This window comes from Sulfitobacter sp. CW3 (assembly GCF_019392245.1).
Taxonomy (GTDB): domain Bacteria; phylum Pseudomonadota; class Alphaproteobacteria; order Rhodobacterales; family Rhodobacteraceae; genus Sulfitobacter.
Genome location: NZ_JAHXRL010000001.1, coordinates 292,753 through 319,058 on the forward strand (window position 1 = coordinate 292,753; position 26,306 = coordinate 319,058).

Sequence of the window (26,306 nt, forward strand, 5' to 3'; positions counted from 1 at the left end):
GGTGCGCGTTTGCGGCCTATAATGCAGTATGATTACAGAACTCGGACATTTCGCCCTTATCCTTGCCTTTGGTGTGGCCATTTTCCAGATGGTTGTGCCGCTGATCGGTGCCTATAAACGCTGGCCCGGTTGGATGGCCGCCGCAGAGCCCGCCGCCGGCGCGCAATTCGCGCTGACGGCGCTGGCTTTTGGCGCATTGATGTGGGCGTTTATCACCTCGGATTTCTCGTTGCGTTTGGTGGTTTTGAACAGCCATTCGATGAAGCCGATGCTGTATAAAATCAGCGGCACATGGGGCAATCACGAAGGATCGATGCTGCTCTGGGTGCTGATCGTATCGCTGTTTGGCGCAATGGCCGCGTGGTTTGGCGGCAACTTACCGCAAAGCTTGCGCGCCCGCGTTTTGGCGGTTCAGGCGGCCATCGGCGTTGCGTTTTATGCGTTTATTCTATTCACGTCGAACCCGTTTTTGCGCCTCGCGACACCGCCCTTTGACGGGCAGGATTTGAACCCGCTGTTGCAAGACCCGGGCTTGGCCTTTCACCCGCCGTTCCTTTATTTGGGCTATGTCGGCCTGTCGATGACATTCAGTTTTGCCGTTGCCGCCCTGATCGAAGGGCGCATCGATGCCGCGTGGGGCCGTTGGGTGCGCCCCTGGACATTGGCGGCCTGGATTTTCCTGACAATCGGCATCGCGCTTGGGTCCTGGTGGGCCTATTACGAGCTGGGCTGGGGCGGTTTCTGGTTCTGGGATCCCGTTGAAAACGCTTCCTTTATGCCATGGCTTTTGGCGGCTGCGCTTTTACATTCTGCCGTTGTGGTGGAAAAACGCGAGAGCTTGAAAAGCTGGACGATCCTGCTGGCGATCCTTGCGTTCGGCTTTTCACTGATCGGCACATTTATTGTGCGCTCGGGCTTGCTGACGTCGGTCCACGCCTTTGCCAACGATCCTGAACGCGGGGTGTTCATTTTGATGATCATGGCGTTCTTCATGGGCGGTGCTTTGGTGTTGTTCGCGATGCGTGCCTCCGCCCTTGAGGCGAAGGGCGTGTTCAGCATCGTCAGCCGCGAATCTGCTTTGCTGGTGAATAACGTGTTGCTCGCAGTTGCGTGTTTCGTCGTGTTTATCGGGACGATGTGGCCACTGCTGGCCGAGATGTTTTTTGACCGTAAGCTAAGCGTGGGTCCGCCGTTCTTTAACGCGGCGTTCACGCCCTTTATGGTACTGCTAGGGCTGTTCTTGCCGATTGGATCGGCGATGCCGTGGAAACGTGCGCAGATCAGCCGCGTGCTGAAACCGCTGCGCTATGTTTTCGTGCTGGCGATGGCGCTTGGCTGTTTGGCCTATGTGATACAGACCGGCCGCAGCCTTTTGGGCCCGGTTGGGATGTTCTTGGGTGCATGGATCGTGATGGGTGCAGTCGTTGACCTGTTGGGCCGTACCGGGCGCGGGCAGGGGCGGTTGCGTCGCCTGTCACGTCTGCCACGGGCTGATTGGGGCAAGGTGACCGCGCATTCGGGGCTTGGCGTGACCATGGCCGGGATCGCGGGCCTGATGGCTTGGAACATTGATGACATTCGCGCCGTGCCCATCGGTGGCACGATTGATGTGGGCAGCTATTCCGTTCAGCTTGATAATGTTGAACGGTCGCAGGGGCCGAACTATGTCGCGACCACCGGCTATGTGACCTTGTTCCAAGATGGCGTTGAAATTGCGCAACTGCGCCCCGAAAAACGGTTCTATCCGGTGGCGCAGATGCCAACGACTGAAGCGGCGATTGATTACAACCTGCTGCGCGACGTCTATGTGGTGATCGGGGATGAACAAGACACCGGCGGTTGGGTCATACGAACCTATGTCAAACCTTTGACAAACTGGATCTGGATCGGCTGCGCGCTCATGGCTTTGGGCGGTTTGCTTAGCCTTACGGACAGACGGTTTCGGGTGGCTGCGGGTGCGGCGAAACGCGCAACACCGGTGCCAGCGGAATGAGGGCGCTTTTGATAGCGCTCATGTTGCTGGTCACGCCCGCTTGGGCCGTGCAACCGGATGAAATCCTGTCAGATCCGGTGCTTGAGGAACGGGCGCGGGATCTGTCCAAGGGGCTGCGCTGCCTTGTTTGCCGCAACGAAAGCATCGACGAGAGCAACGCGAGCCTTGCCCGTGACCTGCGGATTTTGTTGCGTGAACGGTTGGTTGCAGGCGATAGCGATCAAGAGGCCGTTGATTTCATTGTCGCACGTTACGGTGAATATGTTCTGCTTAATCCCCCTGCGTCGGGGTCGACGTGGCTGCTGTGGGGTGCTGGGCCGCTGATGCTGCTGCTTGCTGCTGGTTTGGGCTATGGCTATTTGCGCGGGCGATCCGTGGCAGCGGCAACGGATCAAACCCCGCTCAGCCCCGAAGAACAGGCCCGTTTGGACGAAATATTAAAAAGGTAACGCGTGGTTTTACTGGTCCTAGGGGCAGCATTGGGTACAGTGCGGGCAAACCTGCAGATTGGACCTGACCGATGGATTACCAGACCTTAACCTTTGACGTGGCCGACGGCCTTGCCGTTATCACCTTGAACCGCGCCGATAAAATGAACGCGCTGACCACACAGATGCGCGCCGAGATCGAGCATGCCTTTGGTCAAGCGGGCAAGCAGGCACGTTGCGCGGTTCTGACCGGGGCAGGGCGTGCCTTTTGTTCGGGCCAAGATCTGGGCGATAGCAACGGTGGCGCGGCCATGGACCTCGAGCGGACCCTGCGTGACGAATACGCCCCCATGCTGCGCGCGATTTCAGATTGTCCGGTCCCGACGATTGCCGCTGTGAATGGTGCTGCAGCGGGGGCCGGGGCCAATCTTGCGTTGGCTGCGGACGTCGTTATCGCCACTGAATCGGCGTACTTTCTGCAGGCGTTCACCCGCATCGGGTTGATCCCGGATGCGGGCGGAACATACACATTGCCGCGCCAGATGGGCATGGCTAAGGCGATGGGGGCCGCGCTTTTTGCGGATAAGGTCAGCGCCCGTCAGGCCGATGATTGGGGTATGATTTGGGAGGCTGTCCCGGATGCCGAGTTCGACGCCCATTGGCGCGCAAAAGCCGCTCAATTGGCCAGCGGCCCAACCTTGGCCTATACATCGACCAAGAAAGCCATCCGTGAAAGCTGGGATAATTCTTACGAAGATCAACTCGCTTTGGAGGCGCGCGAGCAGGGGAAATGCGGCCAATCGCGTGATTTCAAGGAAGGCGTTATCGCGTTCCTACAAAAGCGGATTGCCAAATTTGAAGGGCGGTAACTACGGCCCCTAAATCGAACGTTCAATCAATAGAACGTCGTCGGGGCGAAGTGTCGGGCGCGATGTGCAGGCGACAACAGCCACCGCGACACCATCCGCCAGAACCGTTTGAACAGAGCTGGACACCTTCTTTACCGTGATGTGAGGAGGTGTCTGGCCCTTATTATAGATGACAGCGATCTGGTCGCAGTTGTGATGCACATCATGAACGAAAGACCCCTGCGGGCAGTCCTGTTTCAGCGCCGCGACCGATTTCAAGCTGGTCGCGTTGTCCCATTGTAGACCGGCCTCTGACCCTGAAACTGCCATCGCTGCAACTCTCTGTTTTTCGATGCAAGATGCCTGCGCGCCCGTGAAAATCTGCACGATTTTCAGCAAAGACAGATGCGCGGTCCTCGCAATTTTCCTTAGTTTATTGGCGGTCGCTGACGTGGGTCAATCAAGTTCGCTAATTGTTCAACATGAGGAAACAAAAATGCAGAACCACCATAGTCTTGGTGGTTTGGTTTCGAAATGGCGCAAAATGAGTGGAAACAATTAGGGCTTTCGGGCGTGTTTGATCACGGCCGCTGTTGCGGGTTGATTCTAACGGTGCGGATTAGGGCGGCTTTGGGGGATGAACCGTCCAGAGTTTTGCCGAGCATAACGTAGCCCCACAAAAAAAACGCCCCGCCAAATGGCGGAGCGTTAAAATCATACTGGCGCTGATATCAGCGTTTTTCGATGTCGATATAGTCGCGTTGGCCTTCGCCCAAGTACAGCTGGCGCGGACGGCCAATTTTAAGCTGTGGGTCGCTAATCTGTTCTTTCCATTGGGAAATCCAGCCGACAGTGCGTGCCAATGCGAAGATTGGTGTAAACATCGACGTTGGAAAGCCCATGGCCTCAAGAATGATGCCGGAATAGAAATCGACGTTCGGGAACAGTTTCTTTTCTGCGAAATACGGATCTTCCAGAGCCTGTTTCTCAAGTTCTTTGGCAACTTGCAGGATCGGGTTGTTCTCAACGCCCATCAGTTCAAGAACCTCGTCGGCGCTTTCCTTCATCACGGTCGCGCGCGGGTCAAAGTTTTTGTAAACGCGGTGGCCAAAACCCATCAGGCGGAACGGATCGTTCTTGTCTTTCGCCCGTGCGATGAATTCTGGAATGCGGTCCGGCGTGCCAATTTCCTTGAGCATTTCAAGGCATGCTTGGTTCGCGCCACCGTGGGCAGGGCCCCAAAGACATGCGATGCCAGCAGCGATACAGGCAAACGGGTTCGCACCGGAGGACGAAGCCAAGCGCACGGTCGATGTCGATGCGTTTTGTTCGTGATCGGCATGCAGGGTAAAGATACGGTCCATCGCGCGGGCCAGAATCGGATCAACCACATATTCTTCGGCAGGAACGGCGAAACACATGCGCAGGAAGTTACCGGCATAGTCGACGTCATTGCGTGGATAAACAAAGGGTTGGCCGATGGTGTATTTATACGCCATGGCTGCGATTGTTGGCATCTTGGCGATCAAACGGATCGTCGCGACCTCGCGTTGGTGCGCGTCATTGATGTCGGTGCTGTCATGATAAAACGCAGACATCGCGCCAACAACGCCGACCATGATGGCCATAGGGTGTGCATCACGACGGAAACCACGGAAGAAATTAATCATCTGTTCGTGGATCATGGTGTGGTTGGTCACCAGATTTTCAAACTCTTCCAACTGCGCTGGCGAAGGCAGTTCACCGTACAACAGCAGGTAGCACACCTCGAGATAGTGCGACTGGCTGGCCAGTTGATCGATGGGGTATCCACGGTGCAGCAACACACCTTCGTCACCATCGATAAACGTAATCGTGCTGTCACAGGCCGCCGTAGACGTAAAACCCGGGTCATAGGTAAAGACGTTAGCCTGCGCATAAAGCTTGCGGATATCCATGACATCCGGGCCGACCGTCGGGGAATGAATAGGCAATTCAAAGCTTTTTCCGTCGATGGTCAACGTTGCTGATTTTGTACTCTCGGCCATGAAGTCCCTTTCTACCGTTGGCGGTGTGCGTTTTGCCCACCGTCCGGCACCTGCCTGAATTGGCATGTGCGTTGTGTTATCTCGCGCTTGGTTGAGATTTGCTTAAGCATCTCTCAATTAGCTGCGTCCTGCAATCTGGCAAGGCTTTCATCACGGCCCAAAACCAGCAACATATCAAATACCGATGGGGTCGCAGCCCGACCAGCAAGGGCCGACCGCAATGGTCCGGCCAGTTTGCCAAATTTGGTATCATGTGCGGCGGCAAAGCCGTTCAGCGCGTCTTCCAGCGTTTCTCGGACCCAGTTAACATTCTGCAACTGCGGCGTCAATTCTCTCAGTATACCACGGGATACATCATCTAGATTCTTGGCTGCCTTTTCATCCGGAACGATGGGGCGGCTGGCCAGCACAAACTCAGCTTTTTCAAGGAGTTCAGGGAAGGTTTTCGCGCGTTCCTTAAGGCAATACATCGCCCGTTCCAGCCCATCACCTTGTTGCGATGTCAGCGCAGGAAGGCCGGCAGCAGCGAGATAGGCCTCGATCTCTTTCCGCAATGCAGCATCATCGCTGACGGCAATGTGCTGCCCGCAGATGTTTTCAAGCTTTTTCAGGTCAAACTGGGCCGGGCTTTTGCGGATACCATCCAGATTGAACCATTCTTTTGCCTGCGCGTCGGTGAAAAATTCGTCGTCACCGTGGCTCCAGCCCAGGCGGGCAAGATAGTTGCGCATACCGGCGGCAGGATAGCCCATCGCCTGATATTCCTGTGCGCCCAAAGCACCGTGACGTTTCGACAGTTTCTTGCCATCTGAGCCGTGGATCAGGGGGATATGCGCCCAGACCGGCACATCCCATCCCATCGCGTTATAGATCATCATCTGACGCGCGGCATTGTTCAGGTGGTCATCCCCGCGGATCACATGGGTCACACCCATATCATGGTCATCGACGACAACAGCCAGCATATAGACGGGCGTACCATCGGAACGTAACAAAACCATGTCATCCAGCTGGTCATTGCCGATCTTAACATCGCCCTGCACGCGGTCACGAATGATCGTCTCACCGCTTTGCGGGGCTTTGATGCGCACGACATAGGGCGCATCAGGGTGGGTTGCGGGATCGGCATCGCGCCACGGCGAATGATACAGGGTGCTGCGGCCTTCGGCCTTTGCTGCGTCGCGGAATTCGGCGATTTCTTCTTGGGTGGCAAAGCATTTGTAGGCCTTGCCAGCGGCAAGAAGTTCAAGTGCGACTTCGGCGTGACGCGACGCATTGTCGAACTGGCTGACCACATCGCCGTCGTGATCCAGCCCAAGCCACGCCATCCCTTGCAAGATCGCATCGGTGGCTTCGGGCGTATAGCGCACACGGTCCGTGTCTTCGATCCGCAGCAGGAATTTGCCGCCACGGCCACGCGCATAAAGCCAGCTAAACAGGGCCGTACGCGCCCCGCCAATATGCAGATAGCCGGTCGGCGATGGGGCGAAACGGGTGACGACAGGCTTTGTCATGTGCGGCGTCCTTTCAGAAGAAATGGCACGGATACCCCCATGGGTGGGGGACCGTTTATCTTTTGCTAACCATGGTGCGGCTAGCGTCAGGGTCTATCTATCCAGTGCGGGGATCGGGGGCAAGTATGGGCCTGATGCAAGGTCTATCGCTGATGATGTTACAGCAGCGCGGGCATCTGTTTGCCTGGGTTCCCGTCTGCCTTGCCTGCGGTATTGGCTGCTATTTCATGCTTAGGGTTGAACCCGGTCTGCCTGTCCTGATCGGGCTGATCGCGGGGGCGGGTGTCTTGATCTGGATACAGCGGTTTCTATCCGAAGGGGTCAGCCCCGTCGTAGTGGCCCTTGCCTTGGGGATGATCGGGTTTGATCTGGCCGCGTTGCGCGCCCATGCGGTGGGTGGGCCAGTCTTGGGCTGGCGCTATTACGGTGCGATCGAAGGGCGTATTGTCGGAATTGACCGCAGCCAGTCGGACGCATTGCGGCTTACGCTAGACCGCGTCGTATTGGAAAGGGTGTCCCGCGACCGCACCCCAACGCGGGTACGGGTATCGCTGCACGGGGATCAAAGCCGCAGCATTGCCGCAGAGCCGGGATTGCGGGTGATGACAACGGGGCATTTATCGCCCCCCAGTGGCCCGGTTGAACCCGGTGGCTTTGATTTTCAACGCCACGCGTGGTTCGCGCGACTTGGCGCTGTGGGCTATACCCGCAACCCGATGTTGGGCGTCGCCGCAGCATCGCAGGGTCGCGCCGATCTGGTGGTTTTGCGGGTGCGCATGGCTGCATCTGAACGGGTGCAGGCGGCCCTTGCAGGGGATATTGGCGGGTTTGCGACAGCGATCACAACGGGGGATCGCAGTGCGATCAGTCAAACCGCATTATTCGATCTGCGCGCCAGTAATCTCGCGCATCTGCTGGCGATTTCCGGCCTGCACATGGGGTTGCTGAGCGCAGTCGTCTTTGGCGCGCTACGGCTGGTGCTAAGCTTGATCCCATGGGTTGCCCTGCGCTGGCCGACGCGCAGCATCGCGGCGGCTGGTGCCTTGATTGCGGCAACGGGGTATCTTGCGCTGTCGGGCGGTAACGTGGCGACGGAACGCGCGTTTGTGATGGTTGCCGTGGCGTTGGGGGCGCTCATACTGGGACGGCGCGCGCTGAGCCTGCGCGCGGTTGCCATTGCCGCGACAATCGTTTTGACCCTCAGACCCGAGGCGTTGATGGGGCCGGGGTTTCAGATGTCCTTTGCGGCGACCACGGCGTTGGTGGCCGTCTTTGGCTGGCTGCGCGAGGCTGATCTGTCACTGGGGCCGAAATGGCTCGCTCCGGCGGTCGCGACCTTTATCTCATCGGCGGTTGCGGGGGGCTTTACCGCGCCGGTGGGGGCGGCGCATTTCAATTCGATTGCGCATTTCGGGTTGGTTGCGAACCTGTTGTCGGTGCCCTTGATGGGCCTGCTGGTCATGCCTGCGGCGGTTGCTGCGTTGGTTGTAGCCCCCTTCGGGTTGGATCATTTGCCCCTGTGGATCATGGGGTTGGGCCTGCGCTGGATCTTGGCGGTGGCGGCATTCGTTGCCGATCTTGATGGTGCGCAGGGGCATGTCAAAGGGCCGGGTGTGTGGGTGCTACCCATGTTGGCGCTTGGGTTTTTGTGGCTGTTATTGTGGCAGGGGCGGCTGCGTTTTGCAGGGCTTGCGGTCGTGGCTGCCGCATTCGTCCTGTGGCATCAGGCGGCGCGGCCCACGATCTTGATCGCGGATACGGGTAATCTGGTTGGCGTCATGACAGCCCAAGGCCGCGCGCTGAGCAAGGCCAAAGGGGCAGGGTTTGTCGCCCGAAACTGGCTGGAAAATGACGGGGACGGTGCTGAACAAGAGTATGCTGCCGCGCGGTGGGGCCCAAATATGCGTATCGCAGGCCAAGACATCATCCACCTGTCCGGTAAACGCGCGGTCGCGGCCTTTGCTGGATGTACGGCGGGGCAGATCGTTGTGTCATCGGTTGAGATTGATCGCCACATCGGTGATTGCCTGATCCTTGACCCGACCGACCTGCGCAAGACCGGCGCAATTGCGATGCACCTCGAAAACGGGGGGCTAAAAATGCAAACGGCCCGTCAAATGGCGGGCACGCGGCTTTGGACGCAATGGCCAGACATGTGATCTGGCCAATGCATTCCGATTAATATGTGCGGATCAAACCCACCAAACGCCCCTGAACCTTGACCATATCCGACGGGAACACCCGCGTTTCATAGGCCGGGTTCGCCGCCTCCAGCGCAATTGAGGTGCCGTGCCGTTTAAAGGTCTTGAGCGTTGCCTCGTGATCCTCGACCAAAGCGACCACAATATCACCGTCATCCGCGACAGATGTTTCGCGGATCACCACAACATCACCGTCGTTGATTCCCGCCTCGATCATCGAATCGCCTTTAACCTCAAGGGCATAATGTTCGCCACTGCCGCTGATCATGTTTCCCGGCACGGCCACCGAATGTGTCATGGTGCTGATCGCCTCGATCGGGACACCGGCAGCGATCCGGCCCATCATCGGGATATCTGTTGACGATCCAGACACCGATTGCGCGGTGGCGGGGGGCGGGCTATCGGGGCGATCGCCATCAATGACGCGGGGCGTAAACCCGGGCTTTGGCAGGCCGCCCATGCTATCTGGTAATTTTACCACTTCTATGGCGCGGGCACGGTGGGCCAAGCGGCGGATAAATCCGCGTTCCTCGAGGGCCGTAATCAGACGGTGGATGCCGGATTTCGATCGCAGGTCCAATGCTTCTTTCATCTCGTCAAAGCTGGGTGGCACACCGTCGCGCTGAACACGCTTGTGAATGAAAGCCAGCAGGTCGAGTTGTTTTTTCGTGAGCATCCGAACATTCCCTGAGATTATTGGTTTGGGTTTGTTCTAGTGATGTTCTTGTTTTGTGTCAACGCTACAGCACGATACAGTCCATCATATCGCCAGATTGCCGCGCCGGATCGCCTGCTGGCCGGATCATCAGCACATCGGCCTGCGCCAAAACGCTGAGCAACGAACTGTCTTGATTGTTCTCTGGGTGGACGGCACCGTCGGTGACCAAGGCGCGCATATAATGTGCGCGCGGCCCGCCTTGGGGCAAATCCACGGCCAAGGGCAGGGACAGTCGGGGGGCGGGTTGCGCGGGCAGGCCCAGCATTTTGCGGACCACCGGTGCCACAAACACCACGCCGCAGACCATGGCAGACACAGGGTTTCCGGGCAGGCCGATCATCGGCGTTTCGCCCAGTTTGCCCGCCATCAGCGGTTTGCCGGGCCGCATTGCGACCTTATAAAACGATTGTTCCATGCCCATTTCGGCAGCGACAGGGGCGACCAGATCGTGATCCCCGACGGACGCCCCGCCGATGGTGATGATCAAATCGGCCCCTTGGGCGATCTTGAACGCTTGGGTCAGCGAGGGCACGGTATCGCGGGCAATCGGGACCATCCGGCATTGCGCGCCCAGTTGTTCCAGCATGGCAGCAAGGCCATAGGTATTTGACGCGATGATCTGGTCAGGTCCGGGCGTCTCACCCGGTTGCACCAACTCATCCCCCGTTGCGATAATTGCGATCTGGGGGGCGATGTGAACGGGCACTTCGGCAATATTCATCGCGGCCAGCAAGGCGATATCGGCGGGGCGCAAGATGCGTGGCGCATCCATCACATCGCCAGCTTTGAAATCACCGCCTGCCGGGCGGATGTTGGTTTTACCGTCGATGTCATGCCCAAGCATCAAAAGATCGCCGCGTCGGGTCGTATCCTCTTGAATAACAACGAAATCGGCCCCGTCGGGGATGGGGGCACCGGTAAAGATACGCACGGCCTGACCGGGTTTTACGATCCCGTCAAACCGGTGCCCCGCGGCGGCTTCGCCGATCACCTTGAACATGGCATCGGGTTCAACCTCGGCCCGGTGCAAGGCATAACCATCCATCGACGACGCATCAAACGGCGGCTGCGATCTGTTGGCGGTGACGTTTTCCGCCAACACACGCCCCACCGCATGGCGCAAGCTCACCTTCTCAACGCCCATGGGGGCGACAAGATCAAACAGATTTGACAGGGCGTCTTCAACTGAGATCATGATGTGGCCTCTGCTGTGATTTGGTCTTTTTCCCAATCGGCGTATCTTTGGCCGGTGGTTGCATGTTTCCACGCTTTCCGCCCATTCGTAGAGCGCCCATTAATGATCGCACCAGCCGCACTAGGGCTTGAGAAGGCATAGTCTTGTTGAAAAGTGGCGAAGCCATTTTGCATGACGAGAATGCCGTTCGTAACGAGCTCACGGTGGAGGTTTGCGTAGTGGGTTTTCGCATCTGTCGAACCCTCCCAGTTGCTACGTGCCCGAGCGCCCGCCTGCACAATCCATTCGCCATCGCGCAAGATGGCTTCAGCATACAAATCGTGTTTGGGCGTTTGTAAGATAAATCTCTCCTCTGAAGGCTCCGCTGGGCTTGCTACGACGTCGGAAGTTTTCGGCGCACTGCGGGCCTTGTTCAAAAACATATCAACCCGTATCGCGGGCAACACAATCCCCAGCGTTTCCAGAAAGCTTTCCATATTTGCCTGTGCGGCTTCGCTTAGGCTGCTGCGCGTTGGAGTATTGCCGTTTTCCAAGGGCATCGATCCGATTTGGCGGGCGATCTCTACCAAACGGCTTTCTAGGTATTTCACATGAGCCTTGTGCAGCAAATCCCCAGTCGTGCTGATGCAGACTGCACTATCCCACCAATCCTTGTTTGTGATGTGGCCACGCATACGCTCTGCGATGTTCTCGGCCTCGCCGATATAGGCCAATGGGCTGCCGTCTTGTTCGCCAATCAGCACATAAACACCAGTATGCTGCGCTTCTGGGCGGCGTAACGCTTCGCGAAATTTGGTGCGTGGGAAACGCAATACATGGCCAGTCCAGTTGAAGACTTCTGCCGTCAACATGCCGTCGGGCAGCCCATCGATAAAGAACAGCTCAAGTGATCGAGCGTCCATCCTCAACTGGCCTCGAACCGGCCCGACTTGCCGCCGTCTTTGAGCAGGACGCGCAGGCCGCCGATTTCCATGGCTTTGTCCACCGCTTTGGCCATGTCATAGACGGTCAGTGCGGTGACGGATGCGGCTGTAAGGGCTTCCATTTCGACACCGGTTTGGCCGGTGGTTTTTACGGTCGCCTCAATCCGGATGCCGGGCAGGTCGGGGTCGGGTGTCAGTTCGACCGACACTTTGGTGATGGGCAGGGGGTGGCACAGCGGGATCAGGTCGGCAGTGCGCTTGGCAGCCATGATCCCCGCCAGACGCGCAACACCCAGAACATCGCCCTTTTTTGCACGCCCTTCGGTAATGATATCAAAGGTTTCGCGCTGCATCTTGATGTGGGTTTCGGCCACTGCGATCCGCGATGTTACAGGTTTATCCGAGACATCAACCATATGGGCGTCGCCCTTGCCGTCAAAATGCGTAAGGGCCATTTACATGCCTCCGGGGCGCAGCGGATTGGCAAGCAGCGTACGTGTCGCCGCCTCGACATCGTCTTGCCGCATCAGGCTTTCTCCGATCAGGAAAACCCGCGCGCCGAACTTGGCCATTTCAGACAGGTCATCCGGTGTGTTCAACCCGGATTCCGACACGATCATCTTATCCATATCAACGTATTTTGACAGGCTGCGGGTGGTATCCAGCGACGTCTCGAAGGTCTTGAGGTTGCGGTTGTTGATCCCGATCATCCGACTGGACAGCAGTGCCGCGCGGTCAAGCTCGGCTTTGTCATGAACTTCGATCAGCGCATCCATGCCCCATTCGGCGGCGGCGGCTTCAAGCTCTAGCGCCTGCGCGTCACTGACGGATGCCATGATGATCAAAATACAATCGGCCCCAAGGGCGCGTGCTTCGGCCACCTGATAGGTGTCGTACATGAAATCTTTACGCAGGACGGGCAGGCTGCAAGCCTCGCGGGCGGCGACCAGATATTCCTTGGCCCCTTGAAAGCTGGGGGTGTCCGTCAAAACAGACAGACATGTCGCCCCGCCCGCAGCATAGGCGGCTGCCAGTGCGGCTGGGTCAAAATCGGGGCGGATCAAACCTTTGGAAGGGCTGGCTTTCTTGATCTCGGCGATCAGGCCGTAGCCTTCGCGGGCGGCGTCAAACAGCGCGTCGGCAAAGGGGCGCACGGTGGATGCGGCGCGGGCGTCTGCCTCGACGGCCTCAAGCGGTTTTGCGGCTTTGTCGGTGGCGATCTCTTCCAGTTTATAGGCTTTGATCTTGTCTAGGATGGTATCTGTCATGATGTCTCCGGGGTTGCCCAGTTTATGGCGGTTTGCCCTTGGGCCTGCAACCAGTCATTGCTGCGCGAAAAGGGGTGCGAGCCGAAAAAGCCGCGCCGCGCGGACAGGGGTGACGGGTGTGCTGTTTCGATTTTGAGGTTTGCCTGCGGGTCGACGTCTTTGCCGACTTTCTGCGCATGCGCGCCCCACAGCAAATACACGCGGGGGCGATCAGACAGGCGGCGCAGGATTTGCGCGGTCAAGATTTGCCACCCCAGTTTCGCATGTGCGCCCGCAGCGCCAGCGGGCACGGTCAACGTGGTGTTGAGCAATAATACCCCCTGTTGTGCCCAAAAACGCAGGTCGGCATTGGCTGGGGCGGTTCCGATATCTTCGCGCATCTCTTTGAAGATATTGGATAAAGATCGGGGGAACGGGCGGGTGTCAGCCTCGGCCGAAAAAGCCAGCCCATGGGCGTGGCCGGGCGTGGGATAGGGGTCTTGGCCCAAGATAACGACACGCACATCATCGGGCCGGGTCTGTTGCAAGGCCGCAAATACCTGATGACGGGGGGGCAGGATCACCCGTTCGTCTTGCGCCAATGCGGTTTCGATCGCGGGCAGGGTATCGTCGAAAAACGGCAGATCGCGCCATGCGCCAAGGGCGGACAGGTCGAACATCAACCGGCGTTCGAAATGCGGGCCACTTGGGTGATCTTATCGCGGGCAGCCCCACTGTCGATGCTGGTGCGGGCCATTTCAACGCCCGCCTTCAGATCGGGGGCCGCGTCTGCAACAACCAAAGCAGCGGCAGCGTTCAGCAACACGGCATCGCGGTAGGCAGAGGGTGCGCCGTCAAGCAAGGCATTGAACGCAATCGCGTTTTCTTCGGGTGTGCCGCCAACGATGTCTTCGAACGGATGCACGGGCAGGCCTGCGTCTTCTGGCGTGATCTCGAATTCGGTGATCGTGCCGTCGGGGTTCAGGGCAGCGACCCAGCTTACGCCCGTGATCGTCAATTCGTCGGTGCCGTCCGACCCATGGACCAGCCATGCTTTCTCGGACCCCAAAGCACCAAGGGTTTCGGCCATGGGCCGGATCAGATCGCGGCGATATGCGCCGGTCAATTGGCGTTTCACGCTGGCGGGGTTTGTCAGCGGGCCAAGGATGTTGAATATCGTGCGGGTGCCCAGTTCTGACCGGGTTGGCATCACATGCGCGATGGCCGGATGGTGCATGGGGGCCATCATAAAGCCGATACCGGCCTCGTTCAGGCAAGCCTCAACCACTTTCGGGCCTACCATTACTTTTAGGCCCATTTGCGTTAAGGCATCCGCGGCACCGGATTTGGACGACAGGTTGCGGTTGCCATGTTTGGCCACAACAACGCCAGCCCCTGCCACCACAAAGGCGGTCGCGGTTGAAATGTTCAATGTCCCTTTGCCGTCACCGCCGGTGCCGACGATGTCTATCGCGCCCGCAGGTGCCACGACCGGGTTGCATTTTGCGCGCATCACATGGGCGGCGGCTGCGTATTCGTCAACCGTTTCACCGCGCGTGCGCAGGGCCATCAGAAAGCCGCCGATCTGGCTTGGGGTTGCTTCGCCGTCGAACAAAATGCCAAAGGCTTCTTCGGCCTGATCACGGGTCAGGGGGCCATTCGCCGCAGCATCAATCAACGGTTTGAGACGTTCGCTCATGCGGGCACCTTTACGAGATCAAGAAAGTTTTGAAGCATTTTATGGCCATGCTCTGAGCGGATCGATTCAGGGTGAAACTGGACGCCGTGCATGGGGAGTTCGCGGTGTTGCAGACCCATGATTGTCCCGTCTTCAAGCTCGGCTGTGATTTCCAGACAATCGGGCAATGTCGCCCGTTCTACCACCAGTGAATGATAGCGTGTCGCCGCAAAGGGCGAGGGCAGGCCGGCAAACACGCCTTTGCCCGTGTGGTGCATTTGCCCCATCTTGCCGTGCACAATGTCATCGGCGCGCACGACCTTGCCGCCGAACGCTTGGCCCAACGTCTGGTGCCCCAAACACACCCCGAACAACGGGATGCCAGCGCCTGCGGCGGCTTTGGTTAGCGACAAACAGATGCCGGCCTGATCTGGGTCACAGGGGCCGGGCGACAGGATAATACCCGCCGGGTTCAGCGCCATTGCGTCTTGAACCGAAATGGCATCATTTCGCCGAATATCGACCTCGGCCCCTAAATCGCCTAGATAATGCACCAAATTGTAGGTGAAGCTGTCGTAGTTATCTATCAGTAGCAGCATAAGGCAATTCTTTGTATTCAGGCGGGGTTTAGGGCTAGAGGAATGCCGCGAAACCACAGTACAATGTTCGCCAATACATGTTCAGGCTTAAGAGCCATCGTCAAGGGTGCCAGGTCCGTGCAAGGGCCAATGCAAGAACAAATAGCAGGAGTATTTCAGGCATGATACGCGGATTTCTAGGGGGTGTCTTGATTGGTGGCGCGTTCAGCGTTGTCTTGGTTGGTGTCGTGTCGTTTTTCGTACCAATCAGCACTGCGCCTGAAATTACCGATGCGGGCCCCCTCGAAATTGACGCGGCCGACCCTGCGGGCGTTGTCGCAGTCCTGCCGGAAATGGATGATCCGCAGCCCGTGGCAGAGCCTGTCGTGGCGATGGCCCCACCCGAGGCGGACGGTCTGGACGATGTGGCAAGCGAAATGGCGACGGCCCCGCTGACACCGCCCGAAATGGTTCAAGCGGTCGAGGCACCTGCACCTGCTGCCGAGAGCACAGTGCCCGAGATTTCCAGCGATGATCCGGTTTTGCCAAATCCGATGGCCTTGGCCCCGATGGAACCGCAAGCCCCTGATGCTGTGGATGTCGAGACCCAAACCGCTGACCCAATTGCGGTGGTGCCAACGGAAGTGGAGACAGTGGAAGTTGAGGCGGCGGACGTTGAGGCGGAAGTAGCTACGATCGAGGAACCTGCTACGGAAGAAGCCGAGATCGAAGAAACCGTCGCTGGAACCCCGGTGATGCCTGATGCGCCTGTCGCCGCTGAAGTGACCCCCGAGACCGAACCAACCATCGCCCCCATTCCACTGCCCGAGATTAAAACGATTGTTGTCGAGGCCGAGGATGCCCCCGTAGCGGACCCCGAGACGCGCCCGGCCTATAGCGCATTACCCACGGTGCCGCCGATTACGGGAACGCCGATTACGGGAACGCCGGATGCGGGCATGCCGGAAACCGGGGCGGACGTCACCGTGAACCGGTTGCCGACTGCAAATTCGGGGGATCAACCGCAGGCGGATGCAGGCCCCCAGCCAACAGTCCGCCCGGTTGAGATGTATGCCCAAGCATTTGTAAACGAAGACCAAAAACCGTTGATGAGCATATTGTTGATTGATCAGGGTAGCGATCTTGAGGGCGGCGAAGTTGGCATCGCGGCTTTGCGCAGCTTTCCATATCCGATCAGTTTTGCCGTTGATGTTTCCCTGCCAGACGCCGCCGAACGGATGGAGATTTACCGCGCCGAAGGGTTCGAGGTCTTGGCGATGGTTGACCTGCCCGAGGGCGCAGAGCCGTCAGACGCCGAGACGACCTTGGCCGTTGCGTTCCAGCGGATGCCGCAGGTGGTCGGTGTCTTGGAAGGGGTGGGCGCAGGCTTGCAGCCTAACCGCGATGTCGCGGATCAGGTCACCGAGATTTTGGCCCAAGGCGGGTACGGGTTGGTCAGCCAGGACAAAGGGTTGAACACCATGCCAAAGCTGGCGGTCAAAGAAGGCGTGCCCGCATCTCCGATTTTTCGTGACTTTGACAGCAAAGATCAGACACCCACCGTGATCCGCCGCTTTTTGGACCAAGCCGCGTTCAAGGCAGGGATCGAAGGATCGGTGATCATGCTGGGCCGGATGCGGCCCGAGACAATCTCGGCATTGTTGGTTTGGGGCTTGCAAGACCGTGCGAGCCAAGTCGCTTTGGCCCCGATTTCGGCGGTATTGCTGGCCGCAAGCGGCGAATAACGCTAGATAATTTCGTCTTCGTCGAACAGCGGGTCGCTTTCCAACTGGGTAATCATATCCTCGACCGTGTCGACGACGGCGCGGGGCATCAGCTTGGCAAGATGAAAAACCGCGTCACCCTCGTTGACCACGGGCAGGATCGCGCGGCCGATCAGGATGCCGTCAAAGGGCGCTAGGATGTCTTCCTCGGTCTTGCCAAAGGGGTCGGATACCGTGGCAAGGGCATCGCCTGCCTTGACGGTTTCCCCCTCGGCACGAAAGGTGCGCAGCAGCCCGCCCACAGGCGCGCGCAGCCATGTGGAACTGGAGCAGACATGCGATTGACGGCGCGACGGGGCGATGCCCTTGGCGGGCAACATGTCTTCGGCGCGCATCACACGCAAAATACCCGCAACACCGGCACGCACGGCCATTTCGTCAAACCGCAACCCTTCGCCCGCCTCGTAGAGCAACACGGGCGTGCCCATGGCCGACGCAACGGCGCGCAACGATCCGTCACGCAAGGGCGATGTCAGCACCACAGGGGCCGCAAAGTTGATCGCCATGCGCCGTGTGATCGGATCAGACGGGGAAATGCGTACCTGTGGCAGGTTGGTGCGGTGGATCGCTGCGGAATGCAGGTCGATCCCGAAATCACAACGCAGCACCACCTCGTTAAGGAAAATATGCGCCAGCCGTGATCCCAGCGACCCGGACGGGTGGCCCGGAAAGCAGCGGTTCAGATCGCGGCGGTCTGGCAGATAGCGTGAACGGTTTAGAAACCCGAACGAATTGACCACGGGGATCACCAACAACGTCCCCCGCAAGGACTTGAGCTGGGGCGTCCGCAGCAGCCGGCGCACGATTTCGACCCCGATCAATTCATCCCCATGCACGGCTGCACTGACAAACATGGTGGGGCCGGGCCGTTTGCCATGGATGACTTCAAGCGACAGGCCAACAGGCGTGTGATCGGGCAGGATTGAGATGGGTAGATCAACTTGGGCACGGGTGCCGGAGGCAACCTTTTGACCTGCGATTTCAAAAGGGTCACGGTTCGGCATTGTTAGCTGTTGCCCTGTCCCGAGAACCGCGCCGCATCGGCAGCCGCACGGCGGATTGCGTCGGATTTATGCACGGTTTCCATATACTCCGCCTCGGCGTCGCTGTCATAGACAACACCGCCGCCGGCCTGAATATATAGGGTTTTATCCTTGATCACGGCGGTACGCAGGGCGATGCACATGTCCATGTCGCCGCCCGCACTGAAATAGCCGACACCGCCGCCATAAAGCCCGCGTTTTTCCGGCTCCAGCTCGTCGATGATCTCCATCGCGCGGACCTTGGGGGCCCCTGACACGGTGCCCGCAGGCATGCCCGCAAAGAACGCATCCAGCGCATCGCGGTCATCGCGCAATTCGCCCACCACGTTGGATACGATATGCATCACGTGGCTATAGCGTTCGACGATGAATTCCTCGGTGGGGCGCACGGTGCCGATCTTGGCGACACGGCCCACATCGTTGCGGCCCAGATCCAGCAGCATCAGATGTTCGGCCAGCTCTTTTTCGTCGGCCAACAGATCGGCCTCAAGGGCGCGGTCTTCCTCTGGGGTGGCACCGCGACGGCGGGTGCCTGCAACCGGGCGAATGGTGATTTCCTTGCCAAAGACCCGGACAAGGATTTCAGGGCTGGCCCCCACAACATGGAAGTCGCCAAAGTTGAAATAGAACATGAACGGCGACGGGTTGGTGCGGCGCAGGCTGCGGTACAAGGCGAAAGGCGGTTGCGAGAAACCCTGCGCCCAGCGTTGCGACGGCACCACCTGAAAGATGTCGCCCGCAACGATATAGTCGCGGGCCTTTTCGATGGCGGATTTATAGCCCTCGCGGGTGAAATTGCTGACCGGGGCAGATTCCTCGTGGGCCTCGCCCAGATCACGGCTGGTGCCGGGCATGGACCGTTCCAGATCGCGCACAGCGTCCATCACACGTTCGCCCGCTTGCGCATATGCGGCCTTGGCGGATTGGCCGTCGGATACCCATGCGGGCGACACGATTGTGACCTCGCCTTTGACGCCGTCCAGCACGGCAATCACCGACGGGCGTACCATCATCGCATCGGGCAGGCCCAGCGTATCAGGATTTACATTCGGCAAGTGTTCGACCAGCCGGATCATGTCATAACCGAGATAGCCAAACAGACCCGCAGCGGCTTGGGGTAGGTCGGCGGGCAGGTCGATTTTTGATTCAGCGATCAGCCCGCGCAGGGTGTCCAGCGGGTTGCCGGGCACGTCCTCGAACGCGTCACCGTCATAGCGCGCGGCGCGGTTCACGGCCGACGTCTTACCATTGCAGCGCCAGATCAAATCAGGCTTCATCCCGATGATGGAATAGCGCCCGCGCACCTCGCCGCCCGTGACGGATTCAAGGACAAAGGCGTTTTCCGCAGCCCCCGTAAGCTTGAGCATCAAAGATACCGGCGTATCCAGGTCAGCGGCCAAACGGGTATAAACAATCTGGTTTTTGCCTTCCGCATATCCTGCGGCAAAGCTGTCATAGTCAGGGGTCAGTGACATGGTCGGCCTTCGTTATGGGAAGTTCACATGGACGGCGTTGATCGCCTGTTGATCGACCATCGGACCTGCACGGCGCACGACATCGCTTGCGTAGATCGTAAACACGTCTTGGCCGAGCTGTTGATCCAGTTGGGCGGATAGCTGCGTTAGAAGCTGCTGGTTTTGCGTGCTTTCCTGAGGGTCTGCAATCGCGTCGACACGCAGGATCACCACCGAATTGTCGCCGTCGATCACGAGAATATCGCCGATGGCGGCATCAAAAACGGCGGTCATCATATCGGCAGGCGCACCATTGATCAGCGCGTCGCGGGTCAGGTCGGTCTGCACTGTCGGCGTCAGCGCGAGACTTTCGAAATCCGCACCATTCTCAAGTTCGGGCTTCAGCGCCTCGGCCTGCGCATGCAGCGCCAGCGAAACCTGATCAGCGGTCCATGCGGCAACAACATCTGCACGTGCATCGTCAAACGGATTGGCACGTTCGTCCAAGGTGCCGTCCAGACGCATGGCAAAGACGCTGCCGTCCTCAAGCTGATCGATCTTGGGGAAATCATCGGCGGTCAGGGCTGCGGCAGCTTCGCGGAAACCGGCATAGGCGGCGATGTCCTCGTCGCTGTTCTGGGTCCAGTCGATGTGGCCAAGGGTCATTTTGCTTTCTTCGGCCAACTGCTCAAGCGTGGCACCGCCTGCAAGCTGATCGTCCAGATCGCGGGCGCGGACTTCGATCTGGCGGATTGCGCGATCCCCGGCAAGGTCTTGTTGCAGGGCAGGGCGTGCTTCCTCGAATGTGGTGTTCAACGACGGCAAAACACCGTTGATCCGGAACAACGCCGGCCCAAGGTTGGTGGGCGCTGGCCCAACGACGTCATTCACGTCGCCTGTAAATACCGCATCACCAGCGGCACCCAAATCCTGCGCGGCCACATCCCCCATATCGACATCCTCAAGGGTCAGCCCACGGTCCAGAACGAGGGCCTCAAAGGTTGTCCCATTGACCTCAAGTGCTGCTGCGGCTTGGTCGGCGCTTGCTTGATCGCCAAAGACCAGCCGTTCGACCAAACGCCGTTCAGGTTGGATATATTCGGCTGCACGGTCCTCATACGCCTTTTGCAAATCTGCATCCGACACTTCGACCTCGTCCAGCAGATCGCCGGGGGTCATCAGGACATAGGTGATGGATTTGCTGGCTGGCAGCATAAACTGGTCGGTGTTCTCGTCGTAATAGGCCTGCAATTGCGCATCGGTCGGGGCAGGCACGGGTTCCGCCAGATCAACCTCGTTCAAAGTAGCCCAGGTAAAGCTGCGTTTCGCGCCAACATAATCGACAAGGGTCTTGGCATAGGCATCCGGCATGGCAACGCCACCTGTGATCGCGTTCTGCAACAATGTGCGGCCCGCTTCTTCGCGTAGGGACACCTCGAATTCGGCTTCGGTCAGGCCGGATTGCTGCAAGGCAAAACGATATCCCTCGCGGTCAAAGCCACCGTTGATCCCTTGGAACGCGGGGATTTCGACGATCCGCTCGCGCAAGTTTTCATCGCCGATGGACAGACCCATCTGGTCGGCCTCGTTATCAAGGGCGCGCAGACGGACAAGACGCTGCAAAACCGCGCGGTCCAGGCCAATGGCCTGCGCCTGTTGAAAGGGCATGGTTTCACCGGTTTGGGATTCAATCGTGCGGATCTGCTGCTGCAGTTCCCGGGCATAGTTATCGACCGAGATTTCCTTGTCGCCCACGGTGCCGACGGTGCGCACATTACCGGACAGATTGACCGCGCCAAAGCCGCCAAGGCCAAGGATCAGCAGGCCCATCAATACCCAGACTGCGGTTTTCGTGAGGCTATTGCCTTTGGCTTTCATGATCTTACCCTTTTAGCGCGTTTGAACCTATCTATGCGGTGCGCGGCAGGGGGGCAAGAGGGCCGTTAAAGCTGCGCCATCCTGTCAAAGAGCACGGCAATACCGTCTGCATCCAGATTGGCAAATGCGATCCGCAGATGCCGCGCCCCGCTGGGGTCGTCTTGGGGGCAAAACATCGTTCCGGGCAAGCATAGAATGCTTGCATCACGCACCATGCGCTGCGCGAGCTGATCAGATGGTTCCTCAAACGGATGCTCGAGATAGGCAAAATAGCCACCAAGACCCAAAAGCCGCCATCCCTTGGCTGCAAGTTTGGGCATGTTATCGGTGATCGCTTTACGCCGCGCTAGAATTTCGTCGCGCTCGCCTGCGAGCCATTGCGACAGGTTTTGCATCCCCCACAACGCCGCATGCTGGCCGATTTGGCCGGGGCAAATGGCGACCGTGTCCAAGAATTTCTCAACCTCAGCCAGTCGTGACCGGGATGCAATCAGCGCCCCCACACGGTGGCCGGTCAGGCGGTAGGCTTTGGAAAAGGAATAAAGGTGGATCAGCGTGTCATGCCAATCGGGGTCTTGAAACAAGGCATGCGGCGGGCCAGAACGGCTGTCGAAATCGCGGTAGGTCTCGTCCACGATCAGGGCAATGCCATGGGCACGGGCCAGATCAAAGAACGCCTGAACCAGTGCGGCAGGGTATTCGGCACCGCCGGGATTATTCGGCGTGACAATCGCAATCGCCCGGGTGCGATCGGTGATCAATGCAGCAGCGGCTTCGGGATCGGGCAGTAGATCAGGCCCGGTTTTGAGCGCAACCGTGTTCACCCCAGACATATCAAGCCACATTTTATGGTTGAAATACCATGGGGTCGGCAAAATGACCTCGTCGCCCTCACTGCACAAAGTCGCGATGGCGGCGGCGAATGCCTGATTGCACCCGGATGTGATTGCAACCTGCGCGGGGTCAATCTGGCCCGCATAATGCGCCGACGTCTGCAACGCCAATTCGGCTCGCAGCTCTGACAACCCCAGCACCGGACCATAAAGATGGGCATCGTCATTGGTCAACGCGACCTGCGCCATCGCCTCGCGCAGGGGCTGCGGGGGCGGATCGACGGGGGCGGCCTGACTGACGTTGATCAAGGGGCGGTCTGCGGGGAAATCAACACCGTCTAACCAGCGGCGGGCTTCCATGACAGGCGGGGCAAAGGTGGAAGCAGTACGCGTCAACATCGGATGTAGGTTCCTGTGATCAAGGGCGGATGCCTTCGGCGAGGATATTTAAGAGCCAGAGAAGCGAGGCGCGGCGCGCGTCTTCATTCCAAATGGTCTAAAATCCTCGCCGAAGGCATAGAATCTTTTTGCTTAATCTTTGCCGCGGTAGGGTTCGACGTATTGCAGGGCCATGTCCCATGGAAAGAAAATCCATGTATCCTGGCTGACTTCGGTGATGAAGGTATCAACCTGCGGGCGGCCTTTTGGTTTTGCGTAAACCGTGGCGAGGTGCGCTTTGGGATAGAGCCTGCGCACCACCTCGAGAGTTTTTCCGGAATCGACCAGATCGTCGATGATCAAGATCCCGGTACCATCGCCCATAAGTTCAGCGTCTGGCGCTTTGAGAACAACAGCATCGGATTGGTCTTGGTGGTCATAAGACTTGATCGAGACCGTATCCACGGTGCGGATGTCAAGCTCGCGGGCGGCGATCATAGCGGGGGCCATGCCGCCGCGTGTAATGGCAACGACCGCGCGCCATGCACCATCGTCCGGTCCCATCCCATCCAACCGCCATGCCAACGCACGGCTATCGCGGTGGATTTGGTCCCAGCTGATGTGAAAGCCTTTTTCGTGGGGCAGGCGCGACGGATCTTTGCTCATCTGGTTAGTCCTTTGCCATATCGGGTGCATCGACGGCTTTCATGCCAACCACATGATACCCCGCATCCACATGAAGGTTTTCGCCGGTGGTGCCTGATCCCAGATCGCTGAGCAGGAACAGTGCCGATTTGCCGACTTCGTCGATCGTGACGTTACGGCGCAGGGGCGAATTATATTCGTTCCATTTCATAATATAGCGGAAATCACCGATACCAGAGGCCGCAAGCGTTTTTATCGGGCCTGCGCTGATCGCGTTGACGCGGATGCCGTCTTTGCCAAGGTCCTCTGCAAGATATTTCACGGAGGCCTCAAGTGCGGCCTTGGCCACGCCCATGACATTGTAATGCGGCATGACTTTTTCCGCGCCATAATAGGTGAGGGTCACGGCGCTGCCGCCTTTGTTCATCATCTTTTCCGCACGCTGCATGACGGCAGTAAACGAGTAGACCGAGATATCCATCGACATCGCAAAGTTACCGCGACTGGTGTCGACATAGCGCCCGCGCAGCTCGTTCTTGTCTGAAAAACCAATGGCATGCACGACAAAGTCAATATTGTCCCAGCGTTTCTTGATGCCGTCGAATAGCGCATCAATGGATTCTTCTGACCCCACATCGCAGGGCAGAACCATATCGCTGCCCAATTGCGCAGCGAGCGGATCAACGCGTTTTTTCAGCGCGTCGCCCTGATAGGAAAAAGCCAGCTCAGCACCTGCGTCTGCCAAGGTGCGCGCGACGCCCCAGGCAATCGACTTGTCATTCGCAAGACCCATGATGAGCCCACGCTTGCCTGCCATCAGGTCATTTGCCATTCTATTTCCTTCGAATTTATCGTTGTGTTGAAGACGGTTTATGCGATTGATTGTTTTTCGGCAAGGCTGTGCGTCTGGGGTGTGTTGCAAGCAACCCATGCGAGCATTTATTATTTCGCGCGCGGCTTTTCGTTGTTTGGCTGTGTCAAATGTTATAGACGGCTGCTAATGCGAGCTTGGGCTTAGGGAGTGAGAGTTCATTGGGAGATATTGAAACACGCAAAGGTAAATTTGCGGGGGATAATCCGTTTGAAATGGCGCAACGTTGGCTGTCCGAAGCGACTGACGCCGAAATAAATGACCCTAACGCGATTGCGCTGTCGACGGTTGACGCGCAGGGCATGCCGAACGCCCGTATGGTGCTTTTGAAAGAGATCGAAGACGACGCATTTGTCTTCTATACGAATTATACCAGCGCAAAGGCCGGCGAATTGGATCAGGCCGGAAAAGCCGCATTCGTCATGCATTGGAAATCGCTGCGTCGCCAAATACGTGCGCGTGGAATCATTACGAAGGAAGACGGACCGAAGGCGGATGAGTATTATCGGTCGCGTTCGCTGAAAAGCCGGCTGGGGGCCTGGGCGTCGGATCAATCAAGCCCGTTGTCTAGCCGTGCTGCCTTGATGGCCGAGGTTGCAAAAGTGACGGTAAAACAAGGGCCTGACCCCAAGCGCCCGCCATTTTGGGGCGGCTATCGATTAGCCCCGTTAGAGATTGAATTTTGGGCAGATGGCGAGTTTCGCCTGCATGATCGATTTGTTTGGCGTCGGCCTGATTTAGGATCGGGCTGGACTGTCACGAGGTTAAGCCCATAATAAGGCCTAAATGAGACAGAAAGTTAATTAATCCGCTGGGCAAGAATTTAGAGTACCAAAGGACATTTGTGTCAGATTTAGATAATATCGCCCCCGTCATTTCGGGAACTGTAAAATGGTTTGACCCTGCAAAGGGTTTCGGATTCGTTGTGTCCGATGACGGCGGGGCTGATATCTTGCTGCATGTGAATGTGTTGCGAAACTATGGCCAAAGCTCGATCGCGGATGGGGCGCGGGTTGAAATTACGGCCCATGAAACCAGCCGCGGTGTGCAGGCCACTCACGTTCACGCAATTCATCCCCCCGACATGGGGCTATCCAGCCCGCTGGAAGAAATCGTCGGAGTTGATCCCGCCATTGTGAAAGCGGTCCCAATTGAACCAGCGCGGGTTAAATGGTTTGATAAATCCAAAGGTTTCGGCTTTGCCAATGTATTTGGTAAAAGCGATGATATCTTTTTACATGTAGAAGTATTGCGTCAGTCGGGGCTGTCCGATGTACAACCGGGTGAGGCATTGGCAATGCGCGTCATATCGGGCGAGCGCGGGAAGATGGCTGCAGAGGTATATGCGTGGGAAACTGTGATTTTAACCAAGCCGGACGCCGAATAGCACAAACCTTATTATTGCTGTTCGCCCTGACCGCCAGTTTTGCGGGGCAGGCGTCAGCGGCCTGTTCTGACGACGCAGTTTTGCTGCGGGGGGACTGGGGGCAGGCGCGATTCTCTGTTGAGGTCGCCGATGACGACGCCGAGCGCGCCCAAGGTCTGATGTTTCGTGAATCGATGCCCAGCAGTGCGGGCATGTTGTTTGTCTATACAAACCCGCAAACCATGCGGTTCTGGATGCGCAACACGCTGATTCCTTTGGATATGCTGTTCATTGATTCCCGTGGTGTTGTGAAACATATTCACGAAAACGCCGTGCCTTTGGATGAAACTATGATTTATGGCGGTAAAAATTTGCTGTCTGTGCTTGAGATAAACGGCGGTTTGGCCAGACGGATGGGCATTAAAATAGGGTCCGAGCTGCGTCATCCGGCGTTTGCGGCACACAACCCGGCATGGCCCTGCTAATTCGGTCGATTTCTGTGAAGTTAGGGCTTTTCAATCAGATCACTTGTAGCTAAGTAGGCCGCAGTCGGGGCGTGGCGCAGCCTGGTAGCGCACCTGTTTTGGGTACAGGGGGTCGGAAGTTCGAATCTTCTCGCCCCGACCACTTTAAGAACCACCACATATAGTGTTCCTGATCTGCTTCGTGCAGGTCAGAACGCTATATTTGTGTTCAATGGGTAT

The 26,306-nt window shown here is 58.0% G+C and carries 25 protein-coding genes and 1 tRNA gene; 9 read left to right on the top strand and 17 right to left on the bottom strand.

From position 1 onward, the window contains the following. Window positions 1-28 precede the first annotated feature (28 nt). The 3 genes from KZZ06_RS01285 (at window position 29) to KZZ06_RS01295 (ending at window position 3,290) form a co-directional block, all read left to right on the top strand. Entirely contained in the window at window positions 29-1,993 is a 1,965-nt protein-coding gene (locus KZZ06_RS01285) for a heme lyase CcmF/NrfE family subunit (protein WP_219578216.1), read from the top strand. Beyond that, the gene (locus KZZ06_RS01290; protein ID WP_219578217.1) at window positions 1,990-2,442 is read left to right on the top strand and encodes a cytochrome c-type biogenesis protein; all 453 of its coding nucleotides are present in this window, start codon (window positions 1,990-1,992) and stop codon (window positions 2,440-2,442) included. The genes KZZ06_RS01285 and KZZ06_RS01290 overlap by 4 nt, the downstream gene beginning before the upstream one ends. Window positions 2,443-2,513: 71 nt before the next feature. Next, window positions 2,514-3,290, top strand: coding sequence for an enoyl-CoA hydratase-related protein (locus KZZ06_RS01295; RefSeq protein WP_219578218.1), 777 nt, complete (start codon window positions 2,514-2,516; stop codon window positions 3,288-3,290). A gap of 9 nt (window positions 3,291-3,299) precedes the next feature. Here KZZ06_RS01295 and KZZ06_RS01300 read toward each other — a convergent pair whose 3' ends face one another. The 3 genes from KZZ06_RS01300 to gltX form a co-directional block, all read right to left on the bottom strand. After that, on the bottom strand, window positions 3,300-3,599 hold the full coding sequence (locus KZZ06_RS01300) for a hypothetical protein (RefSeq protein ID WP_219578219.1): 300 nt from the start codon (window positions 3,597-3,599) through the stop codon (window positions 3,300-3,302). A gap of 401 nt (window positions 3,600-4,000) precedes the next feature. Beyond that, window positions 4,001-5,296 carry a citrate synthase gene (gene gltA, locus KZZ06_RS01305; protein ID WP_219578220.1) on the bottom strand — a complete coding sequence of 432 codons (1,296 nt, stop codon included), beginning with the start codon at window positions 5,294-5,296 and terminating at the stop codon, window positions 4,001-4,003. A gap of 113 nt (window positions 5,297-5,409) precedes the next feature. Beyond that, window positions 5,410-6,810, bottom strand: coding sequence for a glutamate--tRNA ligase (gene gltX, locus KZZ06_RS01310; RefSeq protein ID WP_219578221.1), 1,401 nt, complete (start codon window positions 6,808-6,810; stop codon window positions 5,410-5,412). Between the two features lie 125 nt (window positions 6,811-6,935). Between gltX and KZZ06_RS01315 the strand changes: the two genes are divergently transcribed. Beyond that, window positions 6,936-8,969: a ComEC/Rec2 family competence protein gene (locus KZZ06_RS01315; protein ID WP_219578222.1), complete on the top strand. Its 2,034-nt coding sequence runs from the start codon at window positions 6,936-6,938 to the stop codon at window positions 8,967-8,969. 19 nt (window positions 8,970-8,988) lie between these two features. Here the strand turns inward: KZZ06_RS01315 and lexA are convergent, their stop codons facing one another. The 8 genes from lexA to KZZ06_RS01355 all read right to left on the bottom strand — a co-directional run bounded on the left by lexA (window position 8,989) and on the right by KZZ06_RS01355 (window position 15,371). After that, complete coding sequence (lexA, locus tag KZZ06_RS01320; RefSeq protein WP_219578223.1) at window positions 8,989-9,687, bottom strand: transcriptional repressor LexA; 699 nt, start codon at window positions 9,685-9,687, stop codon at window positions 8,989-8,991. A 64-nt stretch (window positions 9,688-9,751) separates the two neighbouring features. Further along, window positions 9,752-10,924, bottom strand: coding sequence for a gephyrin-like molybdotransferase Glp (glp, locus tag KZZ06_RS01325; protein WP_219578224.1), 1,173 nt, complete (start codon window positions 10,922-10,924; stop codon window positions 9,752-9,754). After that, window positions 10,921-11,775, bottom strand: a complete 855-nt coding sequence (locus tag KZZ06_RS01330; protein ID WP_219578225.1) for a GIY-YIG nuclease family protein — start codon at window positions 11,773-11,775, stop codon at window positions 10,921-10,923. The genes glp and KZZ06_RS01330 overlap by 4 nt, the downstream gene beginning before the upstream one ends. Window positions 11,776-11,828: 53 nt before the next feature. Beyond that, entirely contained in the window at window positions 11,829-12,302 is a 474-nt protein-coding gene (gene moaC / locus KZZ06_RS01335; protein ID WP_219578226.1) for a cyclic pyranopterin monophosphate synthase MoaC, read from the bottom strand. Continuing rightward, window positions 12,303-13,115, bottom strand: coding sequence for an indole-3-glycerol phosphate synthase TrpC (gene trpC / locus KZZ06_RS01340; protein WP_219578227.1), 813 nt, complete (start codon window positions 13,113-13,115; stop codon window positions 12,303-12,305). Continuing rightward, window positions 13,112-13,774 (bottom strand): uracil-DNA glycosylase, encoded by a 663-nt coding sequence (locus KZZ06_RS01345; RefSeq protein ID WP_219578228.1) that lies wholly within the window; start codon window positions 13,772-13,774, stop codon window positions 13,112-13,114. Before KZZ06_RS01345 ends, trpC begins: the two co-directional genes overlap by 4 nt. Continuing rightward, complete coding sequence (trpD, locus tag KZZ06_RS01350) at window positions 13,774-14,793, bottom strand: anthranilate phosphoribosyltransferase (protein ID WP_219578229.1); 1,020 nt, start codon at window positions 14,791-14,793, stop codon at window positions 13,774-13,776. The genes KZZ06_RS01345 and trpD overlap by 1 nt, the downstream gene beginning before the upstream one ends. Beyond that, window positions 14,790-15,371: an aminodeoxychorismate/anthranilate synthase component II gene (locus tag KZZ06_RS01355; RefSeq protein WP_219578230.1), complete on the bottom strand. Its 582-nt coding sequence runs from the start codon at window positions 15,369-15,371 to the stop codon at window positions 14,790-14,792. The genes trpD and KZZ06_RS01355 overlap by 4 nt, the downstream gene beginning before the upstream one ends. A gap of 161 nt (window positions 15,372-15,532) precedes the next feature. On the opposite strand from KZZ06_RS01355, the gene KZZ06_RS01360 reads away from it, so the two are divergent. After that, window positions 15,533-17,095 (top strand): divergent polysaccharide deacetylase family protein, encoded by a 1,563-nt coding sequence (locus KZZ06_RS01360; protein ID WP_257884144.1) that lies wholly within the window; start codon window positions 15,533-15,535, stop codon window positions 17,093-17,095. A 2-nt stretch (window positions 17,096-17,097) separates the two neighbouring features. Here the strand turns inward: KZZ06_RS01360 and KZZ06_RS01365 are convergent, their stop codons facing one another. From KZZ06_RS01365 to fabI, 6 genes are all read right to left on the bottom strand, one after another. Then, window positions 17,098-18,138, bottom strand: a complete 1,041-nt coding sequence (locus KZZ06_RS01365) for a succinylglutamate desuccinylase/aspartoacylase family protein (protein WP_219578232.1) — start codon at window positions 18,136-18,138, stop codon at window positions 17,098-17,100. Window positions 18,139-18,140: 2 nt separating this feature from the next. Further along, entirely contained in the window at window positions 18,141-19,652 is a 1,512-nt protein-coding gene (gene trpE / locus KZZ06_RS01370) for an anthranilate synthase component I (RefSeq protein ID WP_219578233.1), read from the bottom strand. Window positions 19,653-19,664: 12 nt separating this feature from the next. Then, the gene (locus KZZ06_RS01375) at window positions 19,665-21,509 is read right to left on the bottom strand and encodes a peptidyl-prolyl cis-trans isomerase (protein ID WP_219578234.1); all 1,845 of its coding nucleotides are present in this window, start codon (window positions 21,507-21,509) and stop codon (window positions 19,665-19,667) included. Window positions 21,510-21,574: 65 nt separating this feature from the next. Continuing rightward, the gene (locus KZZ06_RS01380) at window positions 21,575-22,741 is read right to left on the bottom strand and encodes an aminotransferase (RefSeq protein ID WP_219578235.1); all 1,167 of its coding nucleotides are present in this window, start codon (window positions 22,739-22,741) and stop codon (window positions 21,575-21,577) included. A 132-nt stretch (window positions 22,742-22,873) separates the two neighbouring features. Next, a complete protein-coding gene (gpt, locus tag KZZ06_RS01385; protein ID WP_219578236.1) occupies window positions 22,874-23,386 on the bottom strand; it encodes a xanthine phosphoribosyltransferase in 513 nt (170 codons plus the stop codon). Between the two features lie 4 nt (window positions 23,387-23,390). Then, the gene (gene fabI / locus KZZ06_RS01390) at window positions 23,391-24,197 is read right to left on the bottom strand and encodes an enoyl-ACP reductase FabI (protein WP_219578237.1); all 807 of its coding nucleotides are present in this window, start codon (window positions 24,195-24,197) and stop codon (window positions 23,391-23,393) included. 209 nt (window positions 24,198-24,406) lie between these two features. On the opposite strand from fabI, the gene pdxH reads away from it, so the two are divergent. The 4 genes from pdxH to KZZ06_RS01410 all read left to right on the top strand — a co-directional run bounded on the left by pdxH (window position 24,407) and on the right by KZZ06_RS01410 (window position 26,229). Beyond that, a complete protein-coding gene (gene pdxH, locus KZZ06_RS01395) occupies window positions 24,407-25,012 on the top strand; it encodes a pyridoxamine 5'-phosphate oxidase (RefSeq protein WP_219578629.1) in 606 nt (201 codons plus the stop codon). A 68-nt stretch (window positions 25,013-25,080) separates the two neighbouring features. Beyond that, on the top strand, window positions 25,081-25,623 hold the full coding sequence (locus KZZ06_RS01400) for a cold-shock protein (RefSeq protein WP_219578238.1): 543 nt from the start codon (window positions 25,081-25,083) through the stop codon (window positions 25,621-25,623). A gap of 14 nt (window positions 25,624-25,637) precedes the next feature. Next, window positions 25,638-26,087 (top strand): DUF192 domain-containing protein, encoded by a 450-nt coding sequence (locus KZZ06_RS01405; protein WP_219578239.1) that lies wholly within the window; start codon window positions 25,638-25,640, stop codon window positions 26,085-26,087. Between the two features lie 65 nt (window positions 26,088-26,152). Continuing rightward, window positions 26,153-26,229, top strand: a tRNA-Pro gene (locus KZZ06_RS01410). Window positions 26,230-26,306 lie beyond the last annotated feature (77 nt).

Bases quoted from the DNA above. Each gene is read 5' to 3' on its own strand.
- KZZ06_RS01285 (WP_219578216.1), top strand. From the start codon at position 29: ATGATTACAGAACTCGGACATTTCGCCCTTATCCTTGCCTTTGGTGTG.
- KZZ06_RS01290 (WP_219578217.1), top strand. From the start codon at position 1,990: ATGAGGGCGCTTTTGATAGCGCTCATGTTGCTGGTCACGCCCGCTTGG.
- KZZ06_RS01295 (WP_219578218.1), top strand. From the start codon at position 2,514: ATGGATTACCAGACCTTAACCTTTGACGTGGCCGACGGCCTTGCCGTT.
- KZZ06_RS01300 (WP_219578219.1), bottom strand. From the start codon at position 3,599: ATGGCAGTTTCAGGGTCAGAGGCCGGTCTACAATGGGACAACGCGACC.
- gltA (WP_219578220.1), bottom strand. From the start codon at position 5,296: ATGGCCGAGAGTACAAAATCAGCAACGTTGACCATCGACGGAAAAAGC.
- gltX (WP_219578221.1), bottom strand. From the start codon at position 6,810: ATGACAAAGCCTGTCGTCACCCGTTTCGCCCCATCGCCGACCGGCTAT.
- KZZ06_RS01315 (WP_219578222.1), top strand. From the start codon at position 6,936: ATGGGCCTGATGCAAGGTCTATCGCTGATGATGTTACAGCAGCGCGGG.
- lexA (WP_219578223.1), bottom strand. From the start codon at position 9,687: ATGCTCACGAAAAAACAACTCGACCTGCTGGCTTTCATTCACAAGCGT.
- glp (WP_219578224.1), bottom strand. From the start codon at position 10,924: ATGATCTCAGTTGAAGACGCCCTGTCAAATCTGTTTGATCTTGTCGCC.
- KZZ06_RS01330 (WP_219578225.1), bottom strand. From the start codon at position 11,775: ATGTTGACGGCAGAAGTCTTCAACTGGACTGGCCATGTATTGCGTTTC.
- moaC (WP_219578226.1), bottom strand. From the start codon at position 12,302: ATGGCCCTTACGCATTTTGACGGCAAGGGCGACGCCCATATGGTTGAT.
- trpC (WP_219578227.1), bottom strand. From the start codon at position 13,115: ATGACAGATACCATCCTAGACAAGATCAAAGCCTATAAACTGGAAGAG.
- KZZ06_RS01345 (WP_219578228.1), bottom strand. From the start codon at position 13,774: ATGTTCGACCTGTCCGCCCTTGGCGCATGGCGCGATCTGCCGTTTTTC.
- trpD (WP_219578229.1), bottom strand. From the start codon at position 14,793: ATGAGCGAACGTCTCAAACCGTTGATTGATGCTGCGGCGAATGGCCCC.
- KZZ06_RS01355 (WP_219578230.1), bottom strand. From the start codon at position 15,371: ATGCTGCTACTGATAGATAACTACGACAGCTTCACCTACAATTTGGTG.
- KZZ06_RS01360 (WP_257884144.1), top strand. From the start codon at position 15,533: ATGATACGCGGATTTCTAGGGGGTGTCTTGATTGGTGGCGCGTTCAGC.
- KZZ06_RS01365 (WP_219578232.1), bottom strand. From the start codon at position 18,138: ATGCCGAACCGTGACCCTTTTGAAATCGCAGGTCAAAAGGTTGCCTCC.
- trpE (WP_219578233.1), bottom strand. From the start codon at position 19,652: ATGTCACTGACCCCTGACTATGACAGCTTTGCCGCAGGATATGCGGAA.
- KZZ06_RS01375 (WP_219578234.1), bottom strand. From the start codon at position 21,509: ATGAAAGCCAAAGGCAATAGCCTCACGAAAACCGCAGTCTGGGTATTG.
- KZZ06_RS01380 (WP_219578235.1), bottom strand. From the start codon at position 22,741: ATGTTGACGCGTACTGCTTCCACCTTTGCCCCGCCTGTCATGGAAGCC.
- gpt (WP_219578236.1), bottom strand. From the start codon at position 23,386: ATGAGCAAAGATCCGTCGCGCCTGCCCCACGAAAAAGGCTTTCACATC.
- fabI (WP_219578237.1), bottom strand. From the start codon at position 24,197: ATGGCAAATGACCTGATGGCAGGCAAGCGTGGGCTCATCATGGGTCTT.